The 17,505-nt window shown below is 68.5% G+C and carries 21 protein-coding genes; 4 read left to right on the forward strand and 17 right to left on the reverse strand.

What is annotated here, in order from left to right:
- The first annotated feature begins 93 nt into the window (after nucleotides 1-93).
- Nucleotides 94-690, forward strand: a complete 597-nt coding sequence (locus tag INQ40_RS04105; RefSeq protein ID WP_194341955.1) for a hypothetical protein — start codon at nucleotides 94-96, stop codon at nucleotides 688-690.
- On the opposite strand, the gene INQ40_RS04110 is transcribed toward INQ40_RS04105, so the two are convergent.
- On the reverse strand, nucleotides 687-1,985 hold the full coding sequence (locus tag INQ40_RS04110) for a DUF2254 domain-containing protein (protein WP_228482110.1): 1,299 nt from the start codon (nucleotides 1,983-1,985) through the stop codon (nucleotides 687-689). The genes INQ40_RS04105 and INQ40_RS04110 overlap by 4 nt on opposite strands.
- A 61-nt stretch (nucleotides 1,986-2,046) precedes the next feature.
- Nucleotides 2,047-3,408, reverse strand: a complete 1,362-nt coding sequence (mgtE, locus tag INQ40_RS04115) for a magnesium transporter (protein WP_194341956.1) — start codon at nucleotides 3,406-3,408, stop codon at nucleotides 2,047-2,049.
- A gap of 145 nt (nucleotides 3,409-3,553) precedes the next feature.
- Here mgtE and INQ40_RS04120 point away from each other — a divergent pair, with 145 nt between their 5' ends.
- Nucleotides 3,554-3,961 carry a hypothetical protein gene (locus INQ40_RS04120; RefSeq protein WP_194341957.1) on the forward strand — a complete coding sequence of 136 codons (408 nt, stop codon included), beginning with the start codon at nucleotides 3,554-3,556 and terminating at the stop codon, nucleotides 3,959-3,961.
- A gap of 50 nt (nucleotides 3,962-4,011) precedes the next feature.
- On the opposite strand, the gene ptsP is transcribed toward INQ40_RS04120, so the two are convergent.
- The 13 genes from ptsP to INQ40_RS04185 form a co-directional block, all read right to left on the reverse strand.
- Nucleotides 4,012-5,733: a phosphoenolpyruvate--protein phosphotransferase gene (gene ptsP, locus INQ40_RS04125; RefSeq protein WP_194341958.1), complete on the reverse strand. Its 1,722-nt coding sequence runs from the start codon at nucleotides 5,731-5,733 to the stop codon at nucleotides 4,012-4,014.
- An 8-nt stretch (nucleotides 5,734-5,741) separates the two neighbouring features.
- Nucleotides 5,742-6,011 carry an HPr family phosphocarrier protein gene (locus INQ40_RS04130; RefSeq protein WP_194341959.1) on the reverse strand — a complete coding sequence of 90 codons (270 nt, stop codon included), beginning with the start codon at nucleotides 6,009-6,011 and terminating at the stop codon, nucleotides 5,742-5,744.
- A 49-nt stretch (nucleotides 6,012-6,060) separates the two neighbouring features.
- A complete protein-coding gene (locus INQ40_RS04135; protein WP_193986483.1) occupies nucleotides 6,061-6,453 on the reverse strand; it encodes a PTS fructose IIA subunit family protein in 393 nt (130 codons plus the stop codon).
- A 69-nt stretch (nucleotides 6,454-6,522) separates the two neighbouring features.
- Nucleotides 6,523-7,365, reverse strand: a complete 843-nt coding sequence (gene rapZ, locus INQ40_RS04140) for an RNase adapter RapZ (RefSeq protein WP_255524307.1) — start codon at nucleotides 7,363-7,365, stop codon at nucleotides 6,523-6,525.
- Nucleotides 7,366-7,453: 88 nt separating this feature from the next.
- Complete coding sequence (gene hprK / locus INQ40_RS04145; RefSeq protein WP_194341961.1) at nucleotides 7,454-8,410, reverse strand: HPr(Ser) kinase/phosphatase; 957 nt, start codon at nucleotides 8,408-8,410, stop codon at nucleotides 7,454-7,456.
- Nucleotides 8,411-8,417: 7 nt separating this feature from the next.
- The gene (locus tag INQ40_RS04150) at nucleotides 8,418-8,912 is read right to left on the reverse strand and encodes a PTS sugar transporter subunit IIA (protein WP_194341962.1); all 495 of its coding nucleotides are present in this window, start codon (nucleotides 8,910-8,912) and stop codon (nucleotides 8,418-8,420) included.
- 6 nt (nucleotides 8,913-8,918) lie between these two features.
- A complete protein-coding gene (gene raiA, locus INQ40_RS04155; RefSeq protein WP_194341963.1) occupies nucleotides 8,919-9,248 on the reverse strand; it encodes a ribosome-associated translation inhibitor RaiA in 330 nt (109 codons plus the stop codon).
- Nucleotides 9,249-9,317: 69 nt separating this feature from the next.
- Nucleotides 9,318-10,751 (reverse strand): RNA polymerase factor sigma-54, encoded by a 1,434-nt coding sequence (locus INQ40_RS04160; RefSeq protein ID WP_194341964.1) that lies wholly within the window; start codon nucleotides 10,749-10,751, stop codon nucleotides 9,318-9,320.
- Between the two features lie 69 nt (nucleotides 10,752-10,820).
- On the reverse strand, nucleotides 10,821-11,540 hold the full coding sequence (lptB, locus tag INQ40_RS04165) for an LPS export ABC transporter ATP-binding protein (RefSeq protein WP_194341965.1): 720 nt from the start codon (nucleotides 11,538-11,540) through the stop codon (nucleotides 10,821-10,823).
- The gene (gene lptA / locus INQ40_RS04170) at nucleotides 11,540-12,088 is read right to left on the reverse strand and encodes a lipopolysaccharide transport periplasmic protein LptA (RefSeq protein WP_193986490.1); all 549 of its coding nucleotides are present in this window, start codon (nucleotides 12,086-12,088) and stop codon (nucleotides 11,540-11,542) included. Before lptA ends, lptB begins: the two co-directional genes overlap by 1 nt.
- Nucleotides 12,078-12,638, reverse strand: coding sequence for an LPS export ABC transporter periplasmic protein LptC (gene lptC / locus INQ40_RS04175; protein ID WP_194341966.1), 561 nt, complete (start codon nucleotides 12,636-12,638; stop codon nucleotides 12,078-12,080). Before lptC ends, lptA begins: the two co-directional genes overlap by 11 nt.
- Entirely contained in the window at nucleotides 12,635-13,237 is a 603-nt protein-coding gene (locus INQ40_RS04180) for an HAD hydrolase family protein (protein ID WP_194341967.1), read from the reverse strand. Before INQ40_RS04180 ends, lptC begins: the two co-directional genes overlap by 4 nt.
- On the reverse strand, nucleotides 13,234-14,241 hold the full coding sequence (locus INQ40_RS04185; RefSeq protein WP_194341968.1) for a KpsF/GutQ family sugar-phosphate isomerase: 1,008 nt from the start codon (nucleotides 14,239-14,241) through the stop codon (nucleotides 13,234-13,236). Before INQ40_RS04185 ends, INQ40_RS04180 begins: the two co-directional genes overlap by 4 nt.
- Nucleotides 14,242-14,420: 179 nt before the next feature.
- Between INQ40_RS04185 and INQ40_RS04190 the strand changes: the two genes are divergently transcribed.
- A complete protein-coding gene (locus INQ40_RS04190) occupies nucleotides 14,421-14,657 on the forward strand; it encodes a BolA/IbaG family iron-sulfur metabolism protein (protein WP_193986494.1) in 237 nt (78 codons plus the stop codon).
- Between the two features lie 2 nt (nucleotides 14,658-14,659).
- A complete protein-coding gene (murA, locus tag INQ40_RS04195; protein WP_194342413.1) occupies nucleotides 14,660-15,919 on the forward strand; it encodes a UDP-N-acetylglucosamine 1-carboxyvinyltransferase in 1,260 nt (419 codons plus the stop codon).
- A gap of 69 nt (nucleotides 15,920-15,988) precedes the next feature.
- On the opposite strand, the gene INQ40_RS04200 is transcribed toward murA, so the two are convergent.
- Both INQ40_RS04200 and INQ40_RS04205 read right to left on the reverse strand, forming a co-directional pair.
- Entirely contained in the window at nucleotides 15,989-16,705 is a 717-nt protein-coding gene (locus INQ40_RS04200) for a DUF3108 domain-containing protein (protein ID WP_228076699.1), read from the reverse strand.
- Nucleotides 16,706-17,500, reverse strand: a complete 795-nt coding sequence (locus INQ40_RS04205) for a DUF3108 domain-containing protein (protein WP_194341969.1) — start codon at nucleotides 17,498-17,500, stop codon at nucleotides 16,706-16,708.
- Between the last annotated feature and the right edge of the window lie 5 nt (nucleotides 17,501-17,505).

Genomic DNA, 17,505 nt, shown 5'->3' on the forward strand with positions numbered 1-17,505 from the left:
GGGTAATGGCGATCGCCTCCGGCTATGCTGCCGGCACTGCAAGTCCGCAGCGGCGTCGATCACGACGACCGGAACCACACAGGGAGAGCTGCTTTGAACCGATCGATCAAGACTGTTTTGGGGATGCTGGGAATGCTGTTCTGCGTCGGGCTGCTGTCCGCCTGTACGCAGTCCGGTACGGGGACTGCCGACGCAAGCGCGAGCGACCGCGCACCGGCCGCGAGCAAGTCCGTTGACGGGCTCAGCTTCACCATCAGCGGCCCCGCGTTTGCCGAGCCGGCGACCTTCGAGGTGCCCGGCGACACGCGTGAACTGCGCACCTATCTGTCCGCCGGCATGTTCAACCTGACCGTGTCGCCCAATGAGCGCCTGCGCTCGACCGATGGCAAGCACGTCCTGACCGGAGTGATCCTGGGCAGCCAGCCGGCCGGCGTGGGCGAGTCCACGGAAACCGCGGGGGTCTCGGAGGCCACTTTCAACTTTGATACCGATGCCGGCACCGAGCGCGAGCAGGGTCCGTCGATGGCGTTTTCCTCCAAGGGCGAGAAGCAGCCGATGCGCATCGTGATGGAGACCTTCGAGGAAGGGAAACGCGCCGCGGGCCACTTCAGCGGCAAGTTGCAGCGGCTCAACATCGACCACACCCACGAGATCTACGACGTGGAAGGCAAGTTTGACGTCGTGAACTAGGGGGCCGACAGGGTTCCTCGGGCCGCGACCTGCGCCACCCGTCCGGCCGCGTCGCGCACGCGCTGCAGATCCTCAGGCAAGGTGAGCGCGCCCTCGCACCGCGCCAGGGCGCTGCGTGACTGTTCCAGCGCGGCCTGGCGATAGCGCGGCTGGTCGATGCTGGCCAGGATGTGCAGGACCTTCTGCAACTGGATGCCGACCTCCACCGTGGCGGCGCCGTCGCGCGCGATCGCCACGAAGAAGTCGTCGAACAGTTCATCCAACCGCACGCCGGGGACGCGCACCCGCGGGAATTGGATTTCCTCCTCCGGGTCGGTGGCCTCGGTGGATGGCGCCGACCACTCCGCCAGCACGCGCGCACCGCGGCTGAGGATCTCGATGGCGGTGCCCGGATCGTTCACCGCCGGGGACAGGGCGCGCGAGGCGATTTCGGCCAGCACGCACAGGCCCAGCCGCGGATCCTGGTCAAACGAACGCGCGGCCGAGATGTTGAAGGCGCCGGCCAGCTTGCGCACGGTCTCGGCATCGTCCGTGCCGGTCACCGATGCCAGCGGGCGCCCGGGCCCGGCCAGCTCGCCCGGCAGCAGGTGGACGGTGACCTGCAGGTCACCGTCATCGGCCATCTCCTGCAGGGCGCCCATGTCGATGTACTGGACGTAGCCGATCTCGCCCGCGTCCACCGCCGTACCGGGCGCCTGCGTGGCGTCCCCATCCCCGGTCAGTGGCACGCCGCCCAGGTACGGGCGCTGGTAGCGCGCGCGGATGGCCCGGGTGGCTTCCTCCTCGACGCGCTCGCTGGTGGGGCCGACGCGGCCCAGCTTGAGTACGTAGTCGATCCAGCGCAGCAGGGTGATCACGATGATCACCAGCACGCCAAGGGTCACCGCGTACAGGACGACCCGGCCGCTGTCGCCGTACAGGCCGGTGTGCAGGCAGATGATGCCGACCACGCTGAAAAGGAAGGAGCCGACGAAGGTCGCCAGCGCGTTCTGCGCCGTGCTGTCGGCGCTGAGCAGGCGGGTCGCGCGTGGGCTGACGTTGCTGGTCGCCGAACCAAACGCGGCGACCATGGTGCTGAGCGAGAAGATCGTCACCGCCAGCATGCTGCTCGCCATGATGTTGAGCAGGCTGCCGACCGCGGTGGCACCGATCTGGGTGGTCAGTTCGGGCGGGATGAAGCGCTTGAGCACGATCGCCGCCAGCGCGGTCAGGATGCCCAGCACGGAGAACGCGCTGGCCCGCAACCACATCTGGCGCGAGAGCTGCAGGACCAGCCATTGCAGGCGCGAGAACACCCTCAGTCGCCTCCGCCGGGCACGGGTGCCGGCTCAGCATTGGCGCGGGCGATGGCGGCGCTCAACGCAGCAGCACCAGGGTGGCCAGGCCGAGGAAGCTCAGGAATCCCATCACGTCGGTGATGGTGGTCAGCACGACCCCGCCGGCCAGTGCGGGATCAAAACCCATCCGTTTCAGCGTCACCGGCACCATGACGCCGCCGGCGGCCGCGGTCAGCAGGTTGATGGTCAGCGCGGTTCCGATCACCGCCGACAGCAGCGGATCGTGGAACCAGGCCAGCACGATCAGGCCCAAGCCGATGCCCAGGCAGACGCCATTGATCAGCGCGACGCGCAGCTCCTTGCGCAGCAGTGCGCCGATGTTGGAGGCGCCGATCTGGTCCAGTGCCAGGGCGCGGATCATCAGTGCGAGCACCTGGGTGCCGGCGTTGCCGCCCATGCCGGCGACGATGGGCATCAGGATCGCCAGCGCCACGATCTTGTCGATGGAGCTTTCGAACTGGCCGATGACGCCCGCCGCCAGGAACGCGGTACACAGGTTCACGCCCAGCCACACCAGCCGGCGCCGGAACGCGCGCCGGGCGGGGCTGAACATGTCCTCGTCCTCGGCCAGACCGGCGGCGCTGAGGGCCTGGTGTTCGGCGCGCTCGCGGATGATGTCGACCACGTCATCGATCGTGATCCGGCCCAGCAGGGTGTGGTTGTTGTCCACCACCGGCGCACTGAGCCAGTCGTGGTCGGAGAACTGGCGCGCGACCTCGTCGTTGGAATCCTCCACGTCGAACGCGGGTTGCTCCGAGTCCAGCAGGCGGTTGATCGGCGTGGCCGGGTCGTGGGTCAGCAGGGTGGCCAGGCCCAGGCGGCCGCGGTACTGGTGGCGCCGGCTGACCACGTACAGGTAATCGGTGTGCTCGGGCAGCTCGCCGCGCAGGCGCAGGAAGCGCAGCACCACGTCCACGGTGGCGTCGGCGCGCACGGTGACCACGTCGGGGTTCATCAGTCGCCCGGCGGTGCCCTCGGGGTAGGACAGCGCCTGCTCGAGGCGCTCGCGGTGCTCGCGGTCCATCGACTTGAGCACCTCGTCCAGCACGGTGCCGGGCAGGTCGCCGACCAGATCGGCTAGGTCGTCGATGTCCAGGTCCTCGACCGCGGCGAGGATCTCGTCGGCGTCCATGTCGGCCAGCAGGCTTTCGCGGACATCGTCGCCGACATGCAGCAGCACCTCGCCGTCGTCTTCCGGATCGACCAGGCCCCACACCACGACGCGCTCGTCCAGTGGCAGGGATTCGAGCAGGTTGCCGATTTCCGCCGGCGACAATGTGTTGACCAGGCGCCGGATCGGGCCCAGCCGGCCGCTGTCGAGCGCGTCCGCCAGCAGGCGCAACTGGTGCGACGTCTTGTCCAGGCGGACGGTCTCGGCCATGCGTGCTCCTTGTGCGGAAGCCGCATCCGAGGTGGATGCGATCAGTGTTCTGGGTCGTGCCCGATTATCCGCGCTGCGGCGAGCGCTGCACAGCCGCGGGTGCTTCATGGTATTGGTATGCCGCTTTCACCACCGGACATCCACCATGACCCCACGCTCCATCTTCGTTGCGACATCCCTGGCACTGGTTGTTGGTCTGGCCGCGTGCAGCGCGCCAGCCACGCCCGAGCAGCTGCCGTTTTTCGATCCGGGCGTGGAGTTCACCGTCAACCAGGTGGGCACCGGGTGCACGGCCGACGGCGCGTACCGGGCCAAGGTCAGCTGGGACGTTCCACCGTCAATGTCGTCCAAAATCGAGGTCCAGGTCGGCGATGACCGCTCGGGCGTCTTTGCCCGCAGCAACGATGCCACGGGCAGCGAAGAGACCGGCGACTGGGTCCGCGACGGCACGCTATTCGTGATGGTCGACCGCGATTCGAAGATGGTGCTGGCGGCATTGAAGGCCGGTGCGGGCAACTGCACCGCGCCGGCGGTGGAGACGGTCGGCGACTGACGCGTGACCGGCCCGCGACAGCCCGCGCCTGTCCGGCGCGTGACCGGAACCTAGCTGGCGAGCTGGCGCTGCATCCACTGCTCAATCTGGGCGCGGTCGCGGGCGCGCATCAATAACGGCGCGCTGGCCCGCAGCGCGTGCACGTCGCACGAGCGGATCGTCCGGCGCACTTCCAGCAGGCTGCTGGGGTGCACGCTGAATTCCTCCAGCCCGAGCGCCAGCAACAGCGGGCTGAAGCGCGCGTCGCCGGCGATCTCGCCGCACACCGACGCCGGGATCGCGTGCTTCTTCGCCAGCAGCAGCACGTCACGCATCACCCGCAGCACGGCCGGATGGAGCAGGGTGTGCAGCTCGCCGAGCGCGTCGTTGTTGCGGTCGGCGGCCAGCAAATACTGGATCAGGTCGTTGGTGCCGATGGCGACGAAATCGATGTCGCTGATGAAGCCCGACAGGGCGATCGCCGCGGCGGGCACCTCGATCATCGTGCCCAGCGCGACGTGCGGCGCGATCTCATGGCCCTCGCGGCGCAGCTCGGCGGCGATGCGGTCCAGCTCCGCGCGCACGGCGCGGACTTCCTCGCGCATGGTCACCATCGGCAGCAGGATGCGCACGGGTCCGTAGCCGGAGGCGCGCAGGATCGCGCGCAGCTGCGTTTCCAGCAGGCCGGTGCGCGCCAGTGACAGGCGGATGCCGCGCATGCCCATCGCCGGGTTGGGTTCATCACGCAAGGCCAGGCCGGTGCGGTCGGCCTTGTCCGCGCCCAGGTCGAGGGTGCGGATGGTGACCGGGCGACCGCTCATGCCGAGCACGAGATCGCGGTAGGCGTGAAACTGCTCCTGTTCCTCGGGCAGGTCGTTGCTGCGCAGGAACAGGAATTCGGTGCGGTACAGTCCGATGCCGGTCGCGCCCAGGGCGTGGGCCTCGGCCACGTCCTCGCGCGATTCGGCGTTGGCGTGCACCTGGATGCTGACGTCGTCGCGGCTGCGGTTGGGCTGGCGGCGCAGACGGTTGAGTTCGCGCTGGTCGCGCGATTGCGCGCGCAGCTGCGCCCGGTGGGTGCGCAGGTCCGGCGCGCGCGGCTCGATCACCACGGTGCCGGCGCCGCCGTCCACGATCAGCGCATCGCCGTCGTTGACCCGCTGCAGCAGCCCGGGCACGCCCACCACCATCGGCAGGTGCAGGCTGCGCGCAAGGATCGCGCTGTGCGAGAGCGCACTGCCCGAGGAGGTCACGATCGCCACCACGCCCTGCTGCTGCAGCTGGGCCAGCTCGGCGGGGGCGACGTTGTCGGTGACCAGGACTTCCCCGGCCACGCCGGTGGTGTCATCCAGGCGCCTATGCAGGCTGGCGTGGACGCGTGCGATGACCTGGTCGATGTCATCCATGCGGCTGCGGAAGTAGTCATCGTCCATGCGCGCGAACACCGCCGCGATGCGGTCGCGTTGCTGGCGCAGGGCGTAATCGGCGCTGCTGTGGTCGGTGCGGATCAGCTCGTCCAGGCCGTGCAGCAGCTCGGGGTCATCGAGCAACAGCGCGTGCAGGTCGAGGAACTCGCCGACCTCATGGGCCAGCGCGCCCTGGAGGCGGTCGCGCATGGCGTGCATCTCGGTGCGGACGCGGTCGATGGCGTCGTGCAGGCGCGCCAGCTCGGCATCCACGTCCGCCGGATCGATGTACTCGGCGACCACGTCGACCACATGCGGCAGGCGCACCCGCGCGCGCCCCAGGGCGCTGCCACGCGATGCCGCCAGCCCGGACAGTTCCTGCCGCATGCGCTTGCCTACTGGTCCTCGTCGAAGCGGCGGTCGAACAGCGCCGCCACCGCGTCGGCGACGTGGGCCTCGTCCTCGCCGTCAACGCGCAACCGGACCTGGGTGCCCTGGCCGGCCGCCAGCAGCATGACGCCCATGATGCTCTTGGCATTCACCTCGCGGCCCTTGGCGATCAGGGTGGCGTTGGACTGGTAGCCCGACAGCAGCTGGACCAGCTTGGCGGTCGCGCGCGCGTGCAGGCCGAGGCGGTTGGAGACGGTCAAATCGCGTTCGATCATGGCAGTGGTCCGGTAACCGTCTTCAAGAAAAGCTTGCAGGGAGGTGAACTCATGTGTCGTCCAGACGAACCCCGTTGCGGGCACCGGCGGCGGCGACGGCCGGCAGTTCGTCCAGCCCCAGCTCGGCGTAGTTCAGCACCCGTAGCAGCATCGGCAGGCTGAGTCCGGACACCCGGTGGACGCGGGTGCCCAGGCCGGCCAGCGCAGCGCCCAGGTTGCTGGGCGTCGCGCCGTACATGTCCGTCAGCACCAGCACGCCGTCGCCGTCGTCCGCCCGGCGCAGGGCCGCGCTGGCCTGCGGCAACACCGCATCGGGATGGCCGTCGAAGCCGACCTCCAGCACCTCCACCCGCAACGGCATGGGTTTTAGCAGGCCCGACGCCACCGCAAGAATGGCGCTGCCGATACCTTCGTGGGTGAGCAGGAGAATACCGACAGACATGCGACAAAGTTAACAGATGCCGGTCGGCTGCCGGTAACCGGCGTGCCGCCGGCGCGGCGGTCCGGGCAGCTAGTCGATTTCGCGGTGGTGCACGGCGACCTCGTCCCAGCCCTGTTCGCGCGCGGCCCGGGCCATGCGCTCGGCCAGGTACACCGAGCGGTGGCGCCCGCCGGTGCAGCCGAAGGCGACGGTGATGTAGCTGCGGCTGGTGTCGGTGTGCAGGCGCGGCAACCAGGTTTCCAGCAGCGAACCGACCTGGCCGGCGAACTCGTTCACCAGCGGCTGGTTGGCGAAGAACTCCGCGACGGGCGCATCGCGTCCGGACAGCGGTCGCAGGCCTGGATCCCAGTGCGGATTGGGCAGGCAACGCGCGTCGAACACGAAATCCGCATCCGCCGGCACGCCGTGGCGATAGGCGAAGGACTCGAACAGCAACGAGACGGTGTTGGTATCCCCCAGTGCGAAGCGGGTGATGATGTGCCTGCGCATCTGGTGGACGTTGAGCTCGCTGGTGTCGAGGCGGGAGTCGGCCAGCTGGCGCAGCGGCTTCAGCACCTGGCGTTCCAGAGCGATGGCATCGGCCAACGCCAGGCCCAAATGGCTGAGCGGATGACGGCGGCGGGTGTCGGCGAAGCGCTTGATCAGGATGTCGTCGCGCGTGTCGAGGAAGATCACCCGCGGGTTCATGCCCAGCTTGCCGACCTCGGACAGCCAGCCCGGGATGCTGGCCAGGTCGCGATGGCTCGTGCGCACGTCGATCCCCACCGCCAGCTTGGCGGTCTCGGTCTCGGCGAGGTTGGCGGTGGCGGCGCGGACGAAGGCCGGCAGCAGCTCGGCGGGCAGGTTGTCGACGCAGTAGTAGCCCAGGTCCTCGAAGGTCTTCAGGGCCACGGACTTGCCCGAGCCGGACATGCCGCTGACGATGATCAGCGTGGCGTCGGAGAGCGGCTTCTCATGAGTGGTTGGGGAGGAATGGGTGTCTTCGGTGTTGTGCATGGGATCAGGGGCTACCGCGTTCCAGGAAATTGCTGTGGCGGGCAATGAAGGCGGCCGCCGGGTCCATGCCCTTCATGCGCAGGGTGTGCAGGCGGGCGGCGGCCTCGGCCAGTACCGCCAGGTTGCGCCCGGGCATCACCGGCAGGGTGGTCATCGGCACGTCCAGGTCCAGCACCCGGCGCGCGGAGTTGTCGCCGGTCAGGCGTCCCAGCCCGTCGGTGTCGGCCGGGTCATCACCGGGGCGGGTCAGATGGGTGATCAGGCGCAGGTACTTGTTGCCCTTCACCGCGGTGTCGCCAAACATCTGGCGGATGTTCAACACGCCCAGGCCGCGCACCTCCAGCAGGTCCTGCAGCAGCTCCGGGCAGGTGCCATCCAGCACGTCCGGCGCGATCTGGGTGAACTCGGGCGCGTCATCGGCGACCAGCCGGTGGCCGCGGCTGATCAGCTCCAGCGCAAGCTCGCTCTTGCCGGCGCCGGAATCGCCGGTGATCAGCACGCCGATCGAATAGATCTCCATGAACACGCCATGCAGGGTCACCCGCGGCGCAAGGGTGCGCGCGAGCTGGTACTGCATGTGGTTGAGCAACTCGTGGCCGCGCAGGGGCGAGCCCCACAACGGGGTCATCGACTCCTCGGCGGCCTCCAGCAGGTCGGCCGGGCAGTCCTGCGCCTTGCTCAGGACCATGGCCAGGGGGCGGAACTGGATGATCCGCTCGATCGTTTCCCAGCGGTGGCGCGAATCCAGCGAGTCCAGCCACGCCAGTTCCTCCGTGCCGAGGATCTGCACCTTGTTGGGGTAGATGGCGTTGAGGTAGCCGGCCAGCGACGGGCGCCGGTCCAGGGTATCGACCGCCTCGAGGACGCGTCCCCGCCCGGCCTGGCCGGCGAACCAGCGCAGCTGCAGGCGTTCGCGCTGCCGCTCGAAAAGCTCCTCGGCGCTGATGCGGGCGTTGGACATCGGCATCTCAGGCCACGCTGGGGCAGGTCGGGGCGGCCAGCAGGTAGCGGGCCAGCGCGGCCGAATCGACGGCCTCACGCAGGCGCTGGCGGAATGCCGGGTCGGAGAAATGCTCGGCAAGCTCGGCCAGCTGCTCCAGGTGCTTCATGTTGGAGTGCAGCGGCACCACCATGGCCATGATCAGGTCGACGGGGATACCGTCGGCGGCGCCGAAGTCGATCGGCTCGGCCAGGCGCAGGAAGGCCGCGCGGCTGCCGGTGATCGACTCCAGGCGACCGTGCGGGATGGCGACGCCGTGGCCGATCGCGGTGCTGGCCAGGCGTTCGCGCGCGTGCAGGCTGTCACCGATCAGGTCGGCATCCGGCCCGGGCCCGTCGGTGATGGGCGCATCGCCTGCGCGCAGTGCCAGCAGGCGTGCCGCGGTATCGATCACCGCGGCACGGTCCTGCCGGCCGGACAGGATCGCCACGCGCCCGGCGCTCAACAAATCAATCAGGGGCATTTTTGGCTAACCGGTTTCACCGACTCGGGAGAGGCTTTCGGCGCGGCGCGACTGGTCCACCTGCTTGCCCTTGTGCTTGAGCAGCAAGCGGTCGAGCTTGTCGACCAGCAGGTCGATCGCCGAGTACATGTCGGGCGCTGCCGCGTCGGCATGGAGCGTGCGTCCGGCACAGATGATGTTTGCCTCCGCGCGATGGTCGGGCTTTTCCAGGCCCAGCTGCGCGCGCACTTCGAACGGCTGCTCGAAATGGCGCTGCAGGCGGGTGAATTTGGTTTCCACGTATTCGCGCAGGGCGGGGGTGACGTCAAGCTGCTGGCCATAGATTTCGATCCGCATGGAAAGACTCCTCTACCTGGCGACGGGAGACCAGCATAGCCCAGCCCGGGCACGTGCAATCTGCCGCGTTCAGGCCATCCGTACGCGATCCTGCGAGGACACGATCCCCATCGCTTCGCGGTACTTGGCGACGGTGCGGCGGGCGACCGGGACGCCGGCGGCCTTGAGGGTTTCGGCCAGGCGCGCATCCGACAGGGGCTTGCGCGGGTTTTCGGCCTGGATCAGCTCGCGGATCATCGACTGGATGGCGACGCTCGACGCCTCGCCGCCGCTGCCGGTGTCGATCCCGGAGGCGAAAAAGGCCCGCAGGGGAATCGTGCCGCGCGGCGTGCGTGCGTACTTGCGGGCGATCGCGCGCGAGACCGTGGACTCGTGCATGCCGATCTCGGCGGCGACTTCGCGCAGGGTCAGCGGGCGCAGGGCGGCGTTGCCGAACTCCAGGAAACCGGCCTGCTGGCTGATCAGGCATCGGGCGACCTTCAGCATCGTCACGCCGCGCGCCTCCAGGCTCTTGAGCAGCCAGCGCGCCTCCTGCAGGTGGCCCTTGAGGTAATTGGCGTCGGCGCCGTCGGCGTGGCGGATCATGCTTTCGTAGCCGCGGTGAATGCCGATGCGCGGGCGCATGCTGTCCGACAACGCGACCCGCCACATGCCGTGCTGGCGCCAGATGACGATGTCGGGGGCGACGTAGCTGTCTTCGGCAATCGCGCCGATGCGGGCGCCGGGTCGCGGCTCCAGCGAGCGCAGCAGGCTGATCGCGGTTTCGACCTCCGCGACGGGAAGTTTCAGCTCGGCGGCCAGGCCGGCCGCGCCCACCTTCGGCAGGCGTTCCAGGTGCTCGCGCGCAAGGTTGAGCGCGAGCGCGCGCCCGGGCGTGCATTCCTCCAGATACTGCAGTTGCAGGCCCAGGCACTCGGCCAGGTCGCGCGCGCCGACGCCGATCGGGTCGAAGCGCTGGATCTGGTGCAGGACGGTGACGACCTCCGCCTCGTCCACGATGAGCTCGGGGGCGAGGGTTTCGGCAACCGACGCCGGCGAATCGCGGAAATAACCCGCGTCGTCGATCGCCTCGATCAGCACCACCGCGATCTGGCGGTCACGCGGCGACAGATGGCTCAGGTGCAGCTGCCACAGCAGGTAGTCCTGCAGGCTCTCCGACTCGGCGACCTGCTCGGCGGGGTCGCGGTCGTTGTCGGGATCGAGCGGCCCGACGCGCTGGTACCAGACCTCGCCGTCGTCGGGACCCCAGTCCGCCTCGGGTGGAGCAGGGGTGTCGCCCTCGTGCGCCAGCGCGCCGCCGGACCCATCGATCGCGCCGCCGGCTTCCGCCATCGCCGGCTCGCTGGGTTGATCGGTCCAGTCCAGCAGGGGATTGCTCTCCACCGCCGCCGCCAGTTCCGCCTCCAGCTCGACCGACGACATCTGCAGCAGGCGGATCGCCTGCTGCAACTGCGGGGTCATCACAAGGCTCTGGCCGAGCGAGGTCTGGAGTTGGGGCTTCATGGTCACCTGTGGCTGCGGAACGGGATTACATCATGCCCGCAATGGACCGCTTCACCGTGTGACGCAACGCTACAGGCGGAACGTGTCGCCCAGGTAGACGCGGCGGACGTCGGGGTCGGCCAGCAACGTGTCCGGAGCCCCCTGCGCGAGCACACTGCCGGCGTTGAGGATATACGCCCGGTCGCAGATGCCCAAGGTCTCGCGCACGTTGTGGTCGGTGATCAGCACGCCGATGCCGCGGTTCTTGAGGTGGCGCACGATGCGCTGGATATCGGCGACCGAAATCGGGTCGACGCCGGCAAACGGCTCATCCAGCAGCATCAGCCGCGGATTGCCGGCCAGTGCGCGCGCGATCTCCACCCGCCGCCGCTCGCCGCCCGACAGGCTGGCACCCAGCTGGTTGGCAACGTGGTTGACCTGCAGTTCTTCCATCAGCGAAGCCAGTTCGCGCTCGCGGCCGGCCTTGTCCAGGTCGTCGCGCAGTTCCAGCGCCACGCGCAGGTTGTCGGCGACGGTGAGCTTGCGGAAGACCGACGGCTCCTGCGGCAGGTAACCCATGCCGAACTTGGCCCGCGCATGCATCGGCTCGCCGGTGATGTCCTTGCCGTCGAGCGTGATCCGGCCCGCATCGGCGGGCACCAGGCCGACGATCATGTAGAAGCAGGTGGTCTTGCCCGCACCATTGGGCCCGAGCAGGCCGACCACCTCGCCGGCGTCCAGGGTCAGGCCGAAATCGCTGACGACCTCGCGCGAGCCATAGGACTTGCGCAGGCCCTTGGCGACCAGCATCACTCGGTCTCCGCTTCGCCGGCGGCTTTCTTCTTCTCGGCGGGAGCGGCGTTGCGCGGCATGATGCGCATGTTGACCCGCCCGTTGCCTTCGCCGCCGCTGGTCACCTGGCCGGTGGTCATGTTGTAGACCACGCGCTCGCCGCTCAAGGTGCCGCGCGGCTGCTGGATATTGACCTTGCCGGTGAACACGACGGTGTCGGTGGTGACGTTGTAGTCGATCTTGTTGGCCACCGCGTTCATGCGGCTGCCGTCGTCCATCTGCTGGGACATCTTCGCCGGGGAGCCGGTCAGCACGACCTGGGAGATGTCGCCGCCGCGGGAGCGGATGTCGGCGCGGGACGCCTCGGCGTGCAGCGTGCCCTGGTCGATCACCACTCCCCCGGACAGGACCGTTGGGGTGCTGTCGTCCAGGCTGCCTTCCTGTTTGCCGGCGCTGATGTCCATCGCCTGCTGGCGGTCGGATTTCTTCGCCATGGCCATCGGGCTGGCGGCGGCGACGAGAATGATGAGCAGGCCGACAAGCGCCTTGGTGTGGTTAGCGGGCATAACTGGATTTGACCTCCGATTGGAGCGTGTACTGCTTGGTGGCCAGATTCACGTCCAGCCCGTTGCCGCGGAGTATAGAGCCCGGCCGGTTGATGGTGACCTGCACCGGCGAATCGACGCGATCCGCCTCGGGGAATACGTTCAGTTCCTGCGTCTCGATGGTGACCTTGTCGGAACGGCGACCGTCGCTGACCGCATTGACATCACCGCGCAGGCGCAGCTCATCGCCATCGGCACTGATCCAACCCGTTTTGGAGGTGACTTCCCACGCATCGCCACCGTCCTGCTTGGGCGGAATGAGGAACTGCGGCGTGGTCACATCCATGGTTTCCAGAACCGGATCACGCGCGAGGCGAGGGGCGCGCAGGGTGAAGGATTCCTTGCCGGTGGCGTCCAGAACGACCAGCTGGAAATCGTTGAGCAGGTAGTCCGGGCGCCCGCCGATTTCCGGCTGCAGCTCCGGTCCCGTGGTCATGCGGGTCAACAGTGACCAGCCACTGGCAACCGCCGCCAGCAACAGCAGAATTCCCACCGGAATGCGCCAGTTCATGCGTTGTGTCCGGTTATGCGTGCGGTCGGGTCGGCCCGCTCCAGCGCCGCGGCGTTGATCAAGGCGTCCACCTTGCCGTGGGCGTGCAACAACAGGTCGCACAGCTCGCGGCCGGCGCCGTCGCCGGCACGTGCGTTGGTGACCCAGTGCGCTCGTTCGCGGATCCAGGCATGCGCGCTGGCCGGTGCCACGGCAAATCCGACCTGCTGCATCGCGCCCAGGTCGGGCAGGTCGTCGCCCATGAAGGACACCGCGTCCAGGCCGATGCCCAGGCGCGCGGCAATCGCGCGCACGGTGGCGAGTTTGTCGCTGACCGCGGTGTGGACTTCGGTCAACCCCAGCTCGGCGCCACGGCGCTCCACGATCGTGCTGGCGCGGGCGGTAATGAAGGCGACCTCGATGCCGACCTTGCGCAGCATCACCAGTCCCAGGCCGTCGTGGACGTGGAAGGCCTTGGTCTCGCGGCCCTCGCTGTCGAACCGGAGCCGGCCGTCGGTCAGCGTGCCGTCGATGTCGAAACAGGCCAGCTGCACGCGTCGCGCGCGTTCCACCACGGCGGTGCCGCTGGCGATGGGTGTCAAGGGAGTGGCGATGCTCATACCACCCGCGCCCGCAGCAGGTCATGGATGTTGAGTGCGCCGACCAGGCGGCCTTCCGCGTCCACGACCAGCAATCCGCTGATCTTGTGCGTCTCCATCAGCCGGGCCGCCTCGACCGCCAGCGCGCCCTGCTCGATGGTGCGCGGATTGCGTGTCATGACCTCATCGATGCGCGTGGTGCGCAGGTCGACCTGCTCGTCGTCCAGGCTGCGGCGCAGGTCGCCGTCGGTATAGAGGCCGAGCAGGCGGTCATCGGCCAGGTCGACGATCGCGGTCATGCCCAGGCGCTTGTGGGTCATCTCCACCAGCGCCTCGCTGACGCTGGCCTGTGCGCCCACCCGCGGGACGTCCGCGCCCACATGCATGATGTCGGCGATGTGCAGCAGCAGGCGACGCCCGAGCGCGCCGGCGGGGTGGGAGCGGGCGAAGTCGTCGGCGGTGAAGCCGCGCGCCTCCAGCAGGGCGACGGCGAGCGCATCGCCCATCGCCAGCGAGGCGGTAGTGCTGGAGGTCGGCGCCAGGTGGAGCGGGCAGGCCTCGGTCGGCACGCTGACATCCAGGTGCACGTCGGCGGCGCGGGCCAGGGTGGAACCGGCGCGACCGGTCATCGAGATCAGCTTGTTGCCCTGGCGCTTGAGGCCGGGCAGCAACATCGCCACTTCGTCGCTTTCCCCCGAATAGGACAGCGCGAGCACGACATCGGCGTCGGTGATCATCCCCAGGTCGCCATGGCCGGCCTCGCCGGGGTGCACGTAGAACGCCGGCGTGCCGGTGGAGGCCAGGGTGGCGGCGATCTTGCGCGCGACATGGCCCGACTTGCCCATGCCGGTGCACACCACGCGGCCGCGCGCGGCCAGCATCAAGCGGCAGGCGGCGCTGAAGGCACCGTCCAGGCGGGCGGCGACGGCGACCAGTGCCTCGGCTTCGATGTCGAAAACGCGGCGACCGCTCGCGGCATAGTCGAACGCGTCGGGATTGTGGGGCGGCTCGGGAGATGTGGCCATTTCGGAGCAGTGGGCTTTCCGCTAGGCTAGGCCGGCTGATTTTACGCAGATTGCGCGCTGGCGTATCCGGTCCGCTGAACCATTGCCGACCACGACCCGGGCCTGGGTCCGGTCGGGCGACTCCCCCCGAGCCCACCTCCGGCGAGCCTGCATCGCCGCTTCGATTGCGAGATCCCCACGTGAACCCCCAGACCATCAAGACCCTGATCGAACAAGGCCTGCCCGGCGCCAGCGCGGACGTGCGCGGCGACGACGGCGTGCACTTCGAGGCGACCATCATCAGCGAGGCGTTTGCCGGCAAGCTGCCGCTGGCGCGCCACCGCCTGGTCTACGCCACGCTGGGCGAGTTGATGGGCCGGGAAATCCACGCGCTGAGCATCGACGCCAAGACGCCTGCCGAAGCCGGGCAGGGATGAGCATGCAGAAAATCGTGGTCCAGGGCGGGGTGCCGCTGCAGGGCGAGGTGCGCATTTCCGGGGCCAAGAATGCGGTGCTGCCGATCCTCTTCGCCACCCTGCTGGCCGACGAGCCGGTGGTGATCAGCAACGTGCCGCACCTGCACGACGTGGTGACCAGCGTTAAGCTGCTGGCGGAAATCGGTGCGGGCATCAGCATCGATGAGCGCTACGGGATCACCGTCGACCCGACCACCGTGCACAGCCAGGTCGCGCCCTATGAACTGGTGCGCACCATGCGCGCCTCGGTGCTGGTGCTGGGACCGCTGCTGGCCAAGTACGGCCACGCTGAAGTGTCGCTGCCCGGCGGTTGCGCGATCGGCTCGCGGCCGGTGGACCTGCACATCAAGGGTCTGCAGGCGCTGGGCGCGCAGATCACGGTCGAGAACGGCTTTATCAAGGCACGCGCAGCGCGGCTGAAAGGCGCGCGCCACGTGTTCGAGATGATCAGCGTCGGCGCGACCGAGAACGTGATGATGGCGGCGACGCTGGCCGAAGGCACCACGGTGCTGGAGAACGCGGCGATGGAACCGGAGATCGTCGACCTGGCCGAGTGCCTGCGGGCCATGGGCGCGCAGATCGAAGGCGAGGCGACTGGCCGGATCACCATCCACGGCGTGGAGCGCCTGCACGGCGGCAGCCACTCTGTGGTGCCCGACCGGATCGAGACCGGCACGTTTCTGGTGGCGGCGGCGATGACCGGCGGCCGTGTCACGGCGCACCATGCGCGCCCCGACACGATGGACGCGGTGCTCGACAAGCTGGTCGAGGCCGGCGCGACGGTGGAGTGCTCCGGTGACCGCATCACCCTGGACATGCAGGGCAGGCGGCCGCGGGCGGTCGACATCACCACCGCGCCGCATCCGGCGTTCCCCACCGATATGCAGGCGCAGTTCATGGCAATGAATTGCGTGGCCGACGGCGTGGGCGTGATCAACGAGACGATCTTTGAAAACCGCTTCATGCACGTCAACGAGCTGGTCCGCCTGGGTGCGGACATCCGCGTGGACGGGCATATGGCCGTCGTGCGCGGGGTGGAGCGTCTCAGCGGTGCGCCGGTCATGGCCACCGACCTGCGCGCCTCCGCCTCCCTGATCCTCGCCGGGCTGGTGGCGCAGGGGGAGACGATCATCGACCGCATCTACCATCTGGACCGCGGCTACGAGAACATCGAGGAAAAGCTGTCCGGCCTGGGCGCACAGATCCGCCGCATCAGCGGTTGACCACAAAAAACCCCGCTCGAGGCGGGGTTCTTTGCCGGGCAATGCAGGGGGCTTCGGTCAGCGGCAGGATCAGTTGACCGACTTCACCCGCAGGTCGATGTCGTCCTTGCCGCCCTTGCGCTGGAGGATGCGCGCCGGAATCGGCATGCCTTCCACTAGCCAGGCGATGGTCTGCTTGTCGCCATCGGTGTTGACGACCTTGGTCGCTTCGACCTGCTTGCCGTCGACGGTGATGGTTTCGGTGCCGCTGACCTTGTAGCTGAGCTGCTTGACCCGGCCGTCGTCGACCATCCGGTACTTCAGCGGCTTGCCCGCGGCCAAGTCCCGGACCAGCGCGAGGTTGATCAGCAGCGCGTCCATGTCGCCGGCCTGCAGCTTGATCGGCTTGGACCGCTCGGGCTTCACATCCCCCGACCAGGTGGCAATCCCCTGGCCCCAGTCGTAGCTGGCGGTCTTGGAGGAGCGCTTGACCAGCACCTGGGTGCTGTCCTCGCTGGTGAGCGGCCGCCAGGCCCCCTTGTTGTCTTCGAAGACGGTGCTTTGGTTGAGGTTGGCCAGCGGCGTGCTGATCGCCAGCGTGTAGCGCCATTGGTCGCCCGACACGGGCGCCAGGGTCATCTTGCCGGTCGCCTGCATGCCCTTGTAGCTGGCCAGGTAGTCGGCGGTGAAGGCCTGGATCGCCCACGCCGGGGAGGTCGCCAGCAACAACGCGGCGGCCGCGCCGAGCACGCGCCAACGGGGCGCCCGGGCGGGTGCAGTGGATTTCATGCGGGTCTGGAAAAGCATCTATTCAACTCCTTTGTATTCGACCAGACGCAGGTCGTACACGTCTTTGCCGTTCTCGCGTTTGAGCATGCGGATGGGGCTGGGCACGTTGCGGACCACCCAGATCACGGTGTCTTCGTTGTCCTTGCTGCGGGTGGCTTTCATGGCGTTGTAGGGCATGCCGGCGACGGTGATGCTCTCGCGTTCGTCGGCGACGACATAGCGGTGGTCACGTACCCGGCCATCGTCGACGAACCGGTAGTCGAGCGTCTTGCCGGGGGCGGCGTCGCGTATCACCGCCAGGTTGATGAGCAGACCGGTCATGTCGCCGTCCTGCAGCGGCACCGGACGGCGCCGGCTTTCCTTGATATCGCCCTGCCAGTTGGCCGCGCGGGAGTTCCAATCGTAGATGCCGACCGTCTGCTTGCGCGTGAATACGCTCTTGTTGACCGTCGCTTGGGTGACCGGCCGGTACACGTCGCCCAGGTCGTCAAAGACGCTGCTCTGCTCGGCGTTGAGGCCGACAAACCCCATCAGGCCACGCGTGCCATGCATCACCAGGTCGGTGCGCCAGCGCGGCGCCTGCTGGCGGACCAGCTGCATGGTCGCCTCGCCCAGCAGCTTGCCGTCCTTGTACACCGCGTAGGTGGCCAGGAAGGGTTCGAGCACGTGCGGACCCGTGTCGGTCTCGGCTCCGGTCAACGGCGCCGGTGGCGTCGTGGAGGGCGCGGCAGCCCCCTGTTGCGCGAGTGCTGCGACCGGCAGCAACAGGCCAAGCAGCAGGGAACGGCGGAGGAGGGACGGGATGGATCGCATGTGGA

The sequence above is a fragment of the Lysobacter sp. H21R4 genome, assembly GCF_015277535.1.
GTDB lineage: Bacteria > Pseudomonadota > Gammaproteobacteria > Xanthomonadales > Xanthomonadaceae > Novilysobacter > Novilysobacter ciconiae.

Excerpts from the sequence above, each read along its gene's own strand:
- INQ40_RS04185 (WP_194341968.1), bottom strand. The coding sequence starts at position 14,241 with ATGGCCACATCTCCCGAGCCGCCCCACAATCCCGACGCGTTCGACTAT.
- INQ40_RS04150 (WP_194341962.1), bottom strand. The coding sequence starts at position 8,912 with ATGCCCCTGATTGATTTGTTGAGCGCCGGGCGCGTGGCGATCCTGTCC.
- INQ40_RS04130 (WP_194341959.1), bottom strand. The coding sequence starts at position 6,011 with ATGATCGAACGCGATTTGACCGTCTCCAACCGCCTCGGCCTGCACGCG.
- mgtE (WP_194341956.1), bottom strand. The coding sequence starts at position 3,408 with ATGGCCGAGACCGTCCGCCTGGACAAGACGTCGCACCAGTTGCGCCTG.
- INQ40_RS04180 (WP_194341967.1), bottom strand. The coding sequence starts at position 13,237 with ATGAGCATCGCCACTCCCTTGACACCCATCGCCAGCGGCACCGCCGTG.
- lptC (WP_194341966.1), bottom strand. The coding sequence starts at position 12,638 with ATGAACTGGCGCATTCCGGTGGGAATTCTGCTGTTGCTGGCGGCGGTT.
- raiA (WP_194341963.1), bottom strand. The coding sequence starts at position 9,248 with ATGCGGATCGAAATCTATGGCCAGCAGCTTGACGTCACCCCCGCCCTG.
- INQ40_RS04135 (WP_193986483.1), bottom strand. The coding sequence starts at position 6,453 with ATGTCTGTCGGTATTCTCCTGCTCACCCACGAAGGTATCGGCAGCGCC.
- INQ40_RS04200 (WP_228076699.1), bottom strand. The coding sequence starts at position 16,705 with ATGCTTTTCCAGACCCGCATGAAATCCACTGCACCCGCCCGGGCGCCC.
- lptA (WP_193986490.1), bottom strand. The coding sequence starts at position 12,088 with ATGCCCGCTAACCACACCAAGGCGCTTGTCGGCCTGCTCATCATTCTC.
- rapZ (WP_255524307.1), bottom strand. The coding sequence starts at position 7,365 with ATGTCCGGCTCGGGCAAGTCCGTGGCCCTGAAGACCTTCGAGGACCTG.
- murA (WP_194342413.1), top strand. The coding sequence starts at position 14,660 with ATGCAGAAAATCGTGGTCCAGGGCGGGGTGCCGCTGCAGGGCGAGGTG.
- INQ40_RS04160 (WP_194341964.1), bottom strand. The coding sequence starts at position 10,751 with ATGAAGCCCCAACTCCAGACCTCGCTCGGCCAGAGCCTTGTGATGACC.
- hprK (WP_194341961.1), bottom strand. The coding sequence starts at position 8,410 with ATGTCCAACGCCCGCATCAGCGCCGAGGAGCTTTTCGAGCGGCAGCGC.
- INQ40_RS04120 (WP_194341957.1), top strand. The coding sequence starts at position 3,554 with ATGACCCCACGCTCCATCTTCGTTGCGACATCCCTGGCACTGGTTGTT.
- ptsP (WP_194341958.1), bottom strand. The coding sequence starts at position 5,733 with ATGCGGCAGGAACTGTCCGGGCTGGCGGCATCGCGTGGCAGCGCCCTG.
- INQ40_RS04205 (WP_194341969.1), bottom strand. The coding sequence starts at position 17,500 with ATGCGATCCATCCCGTCCCTCCTCCGCCGTTCCCTGCTGCTTGGCCTG.
- lptB (WP_194341965.1), bottom strand. The coding sequence starts at position 11,540 with ATGCTGGTCGCCAAGGGCCTGCGCAAGTCCTATGGCTCGCGCGAGGTC.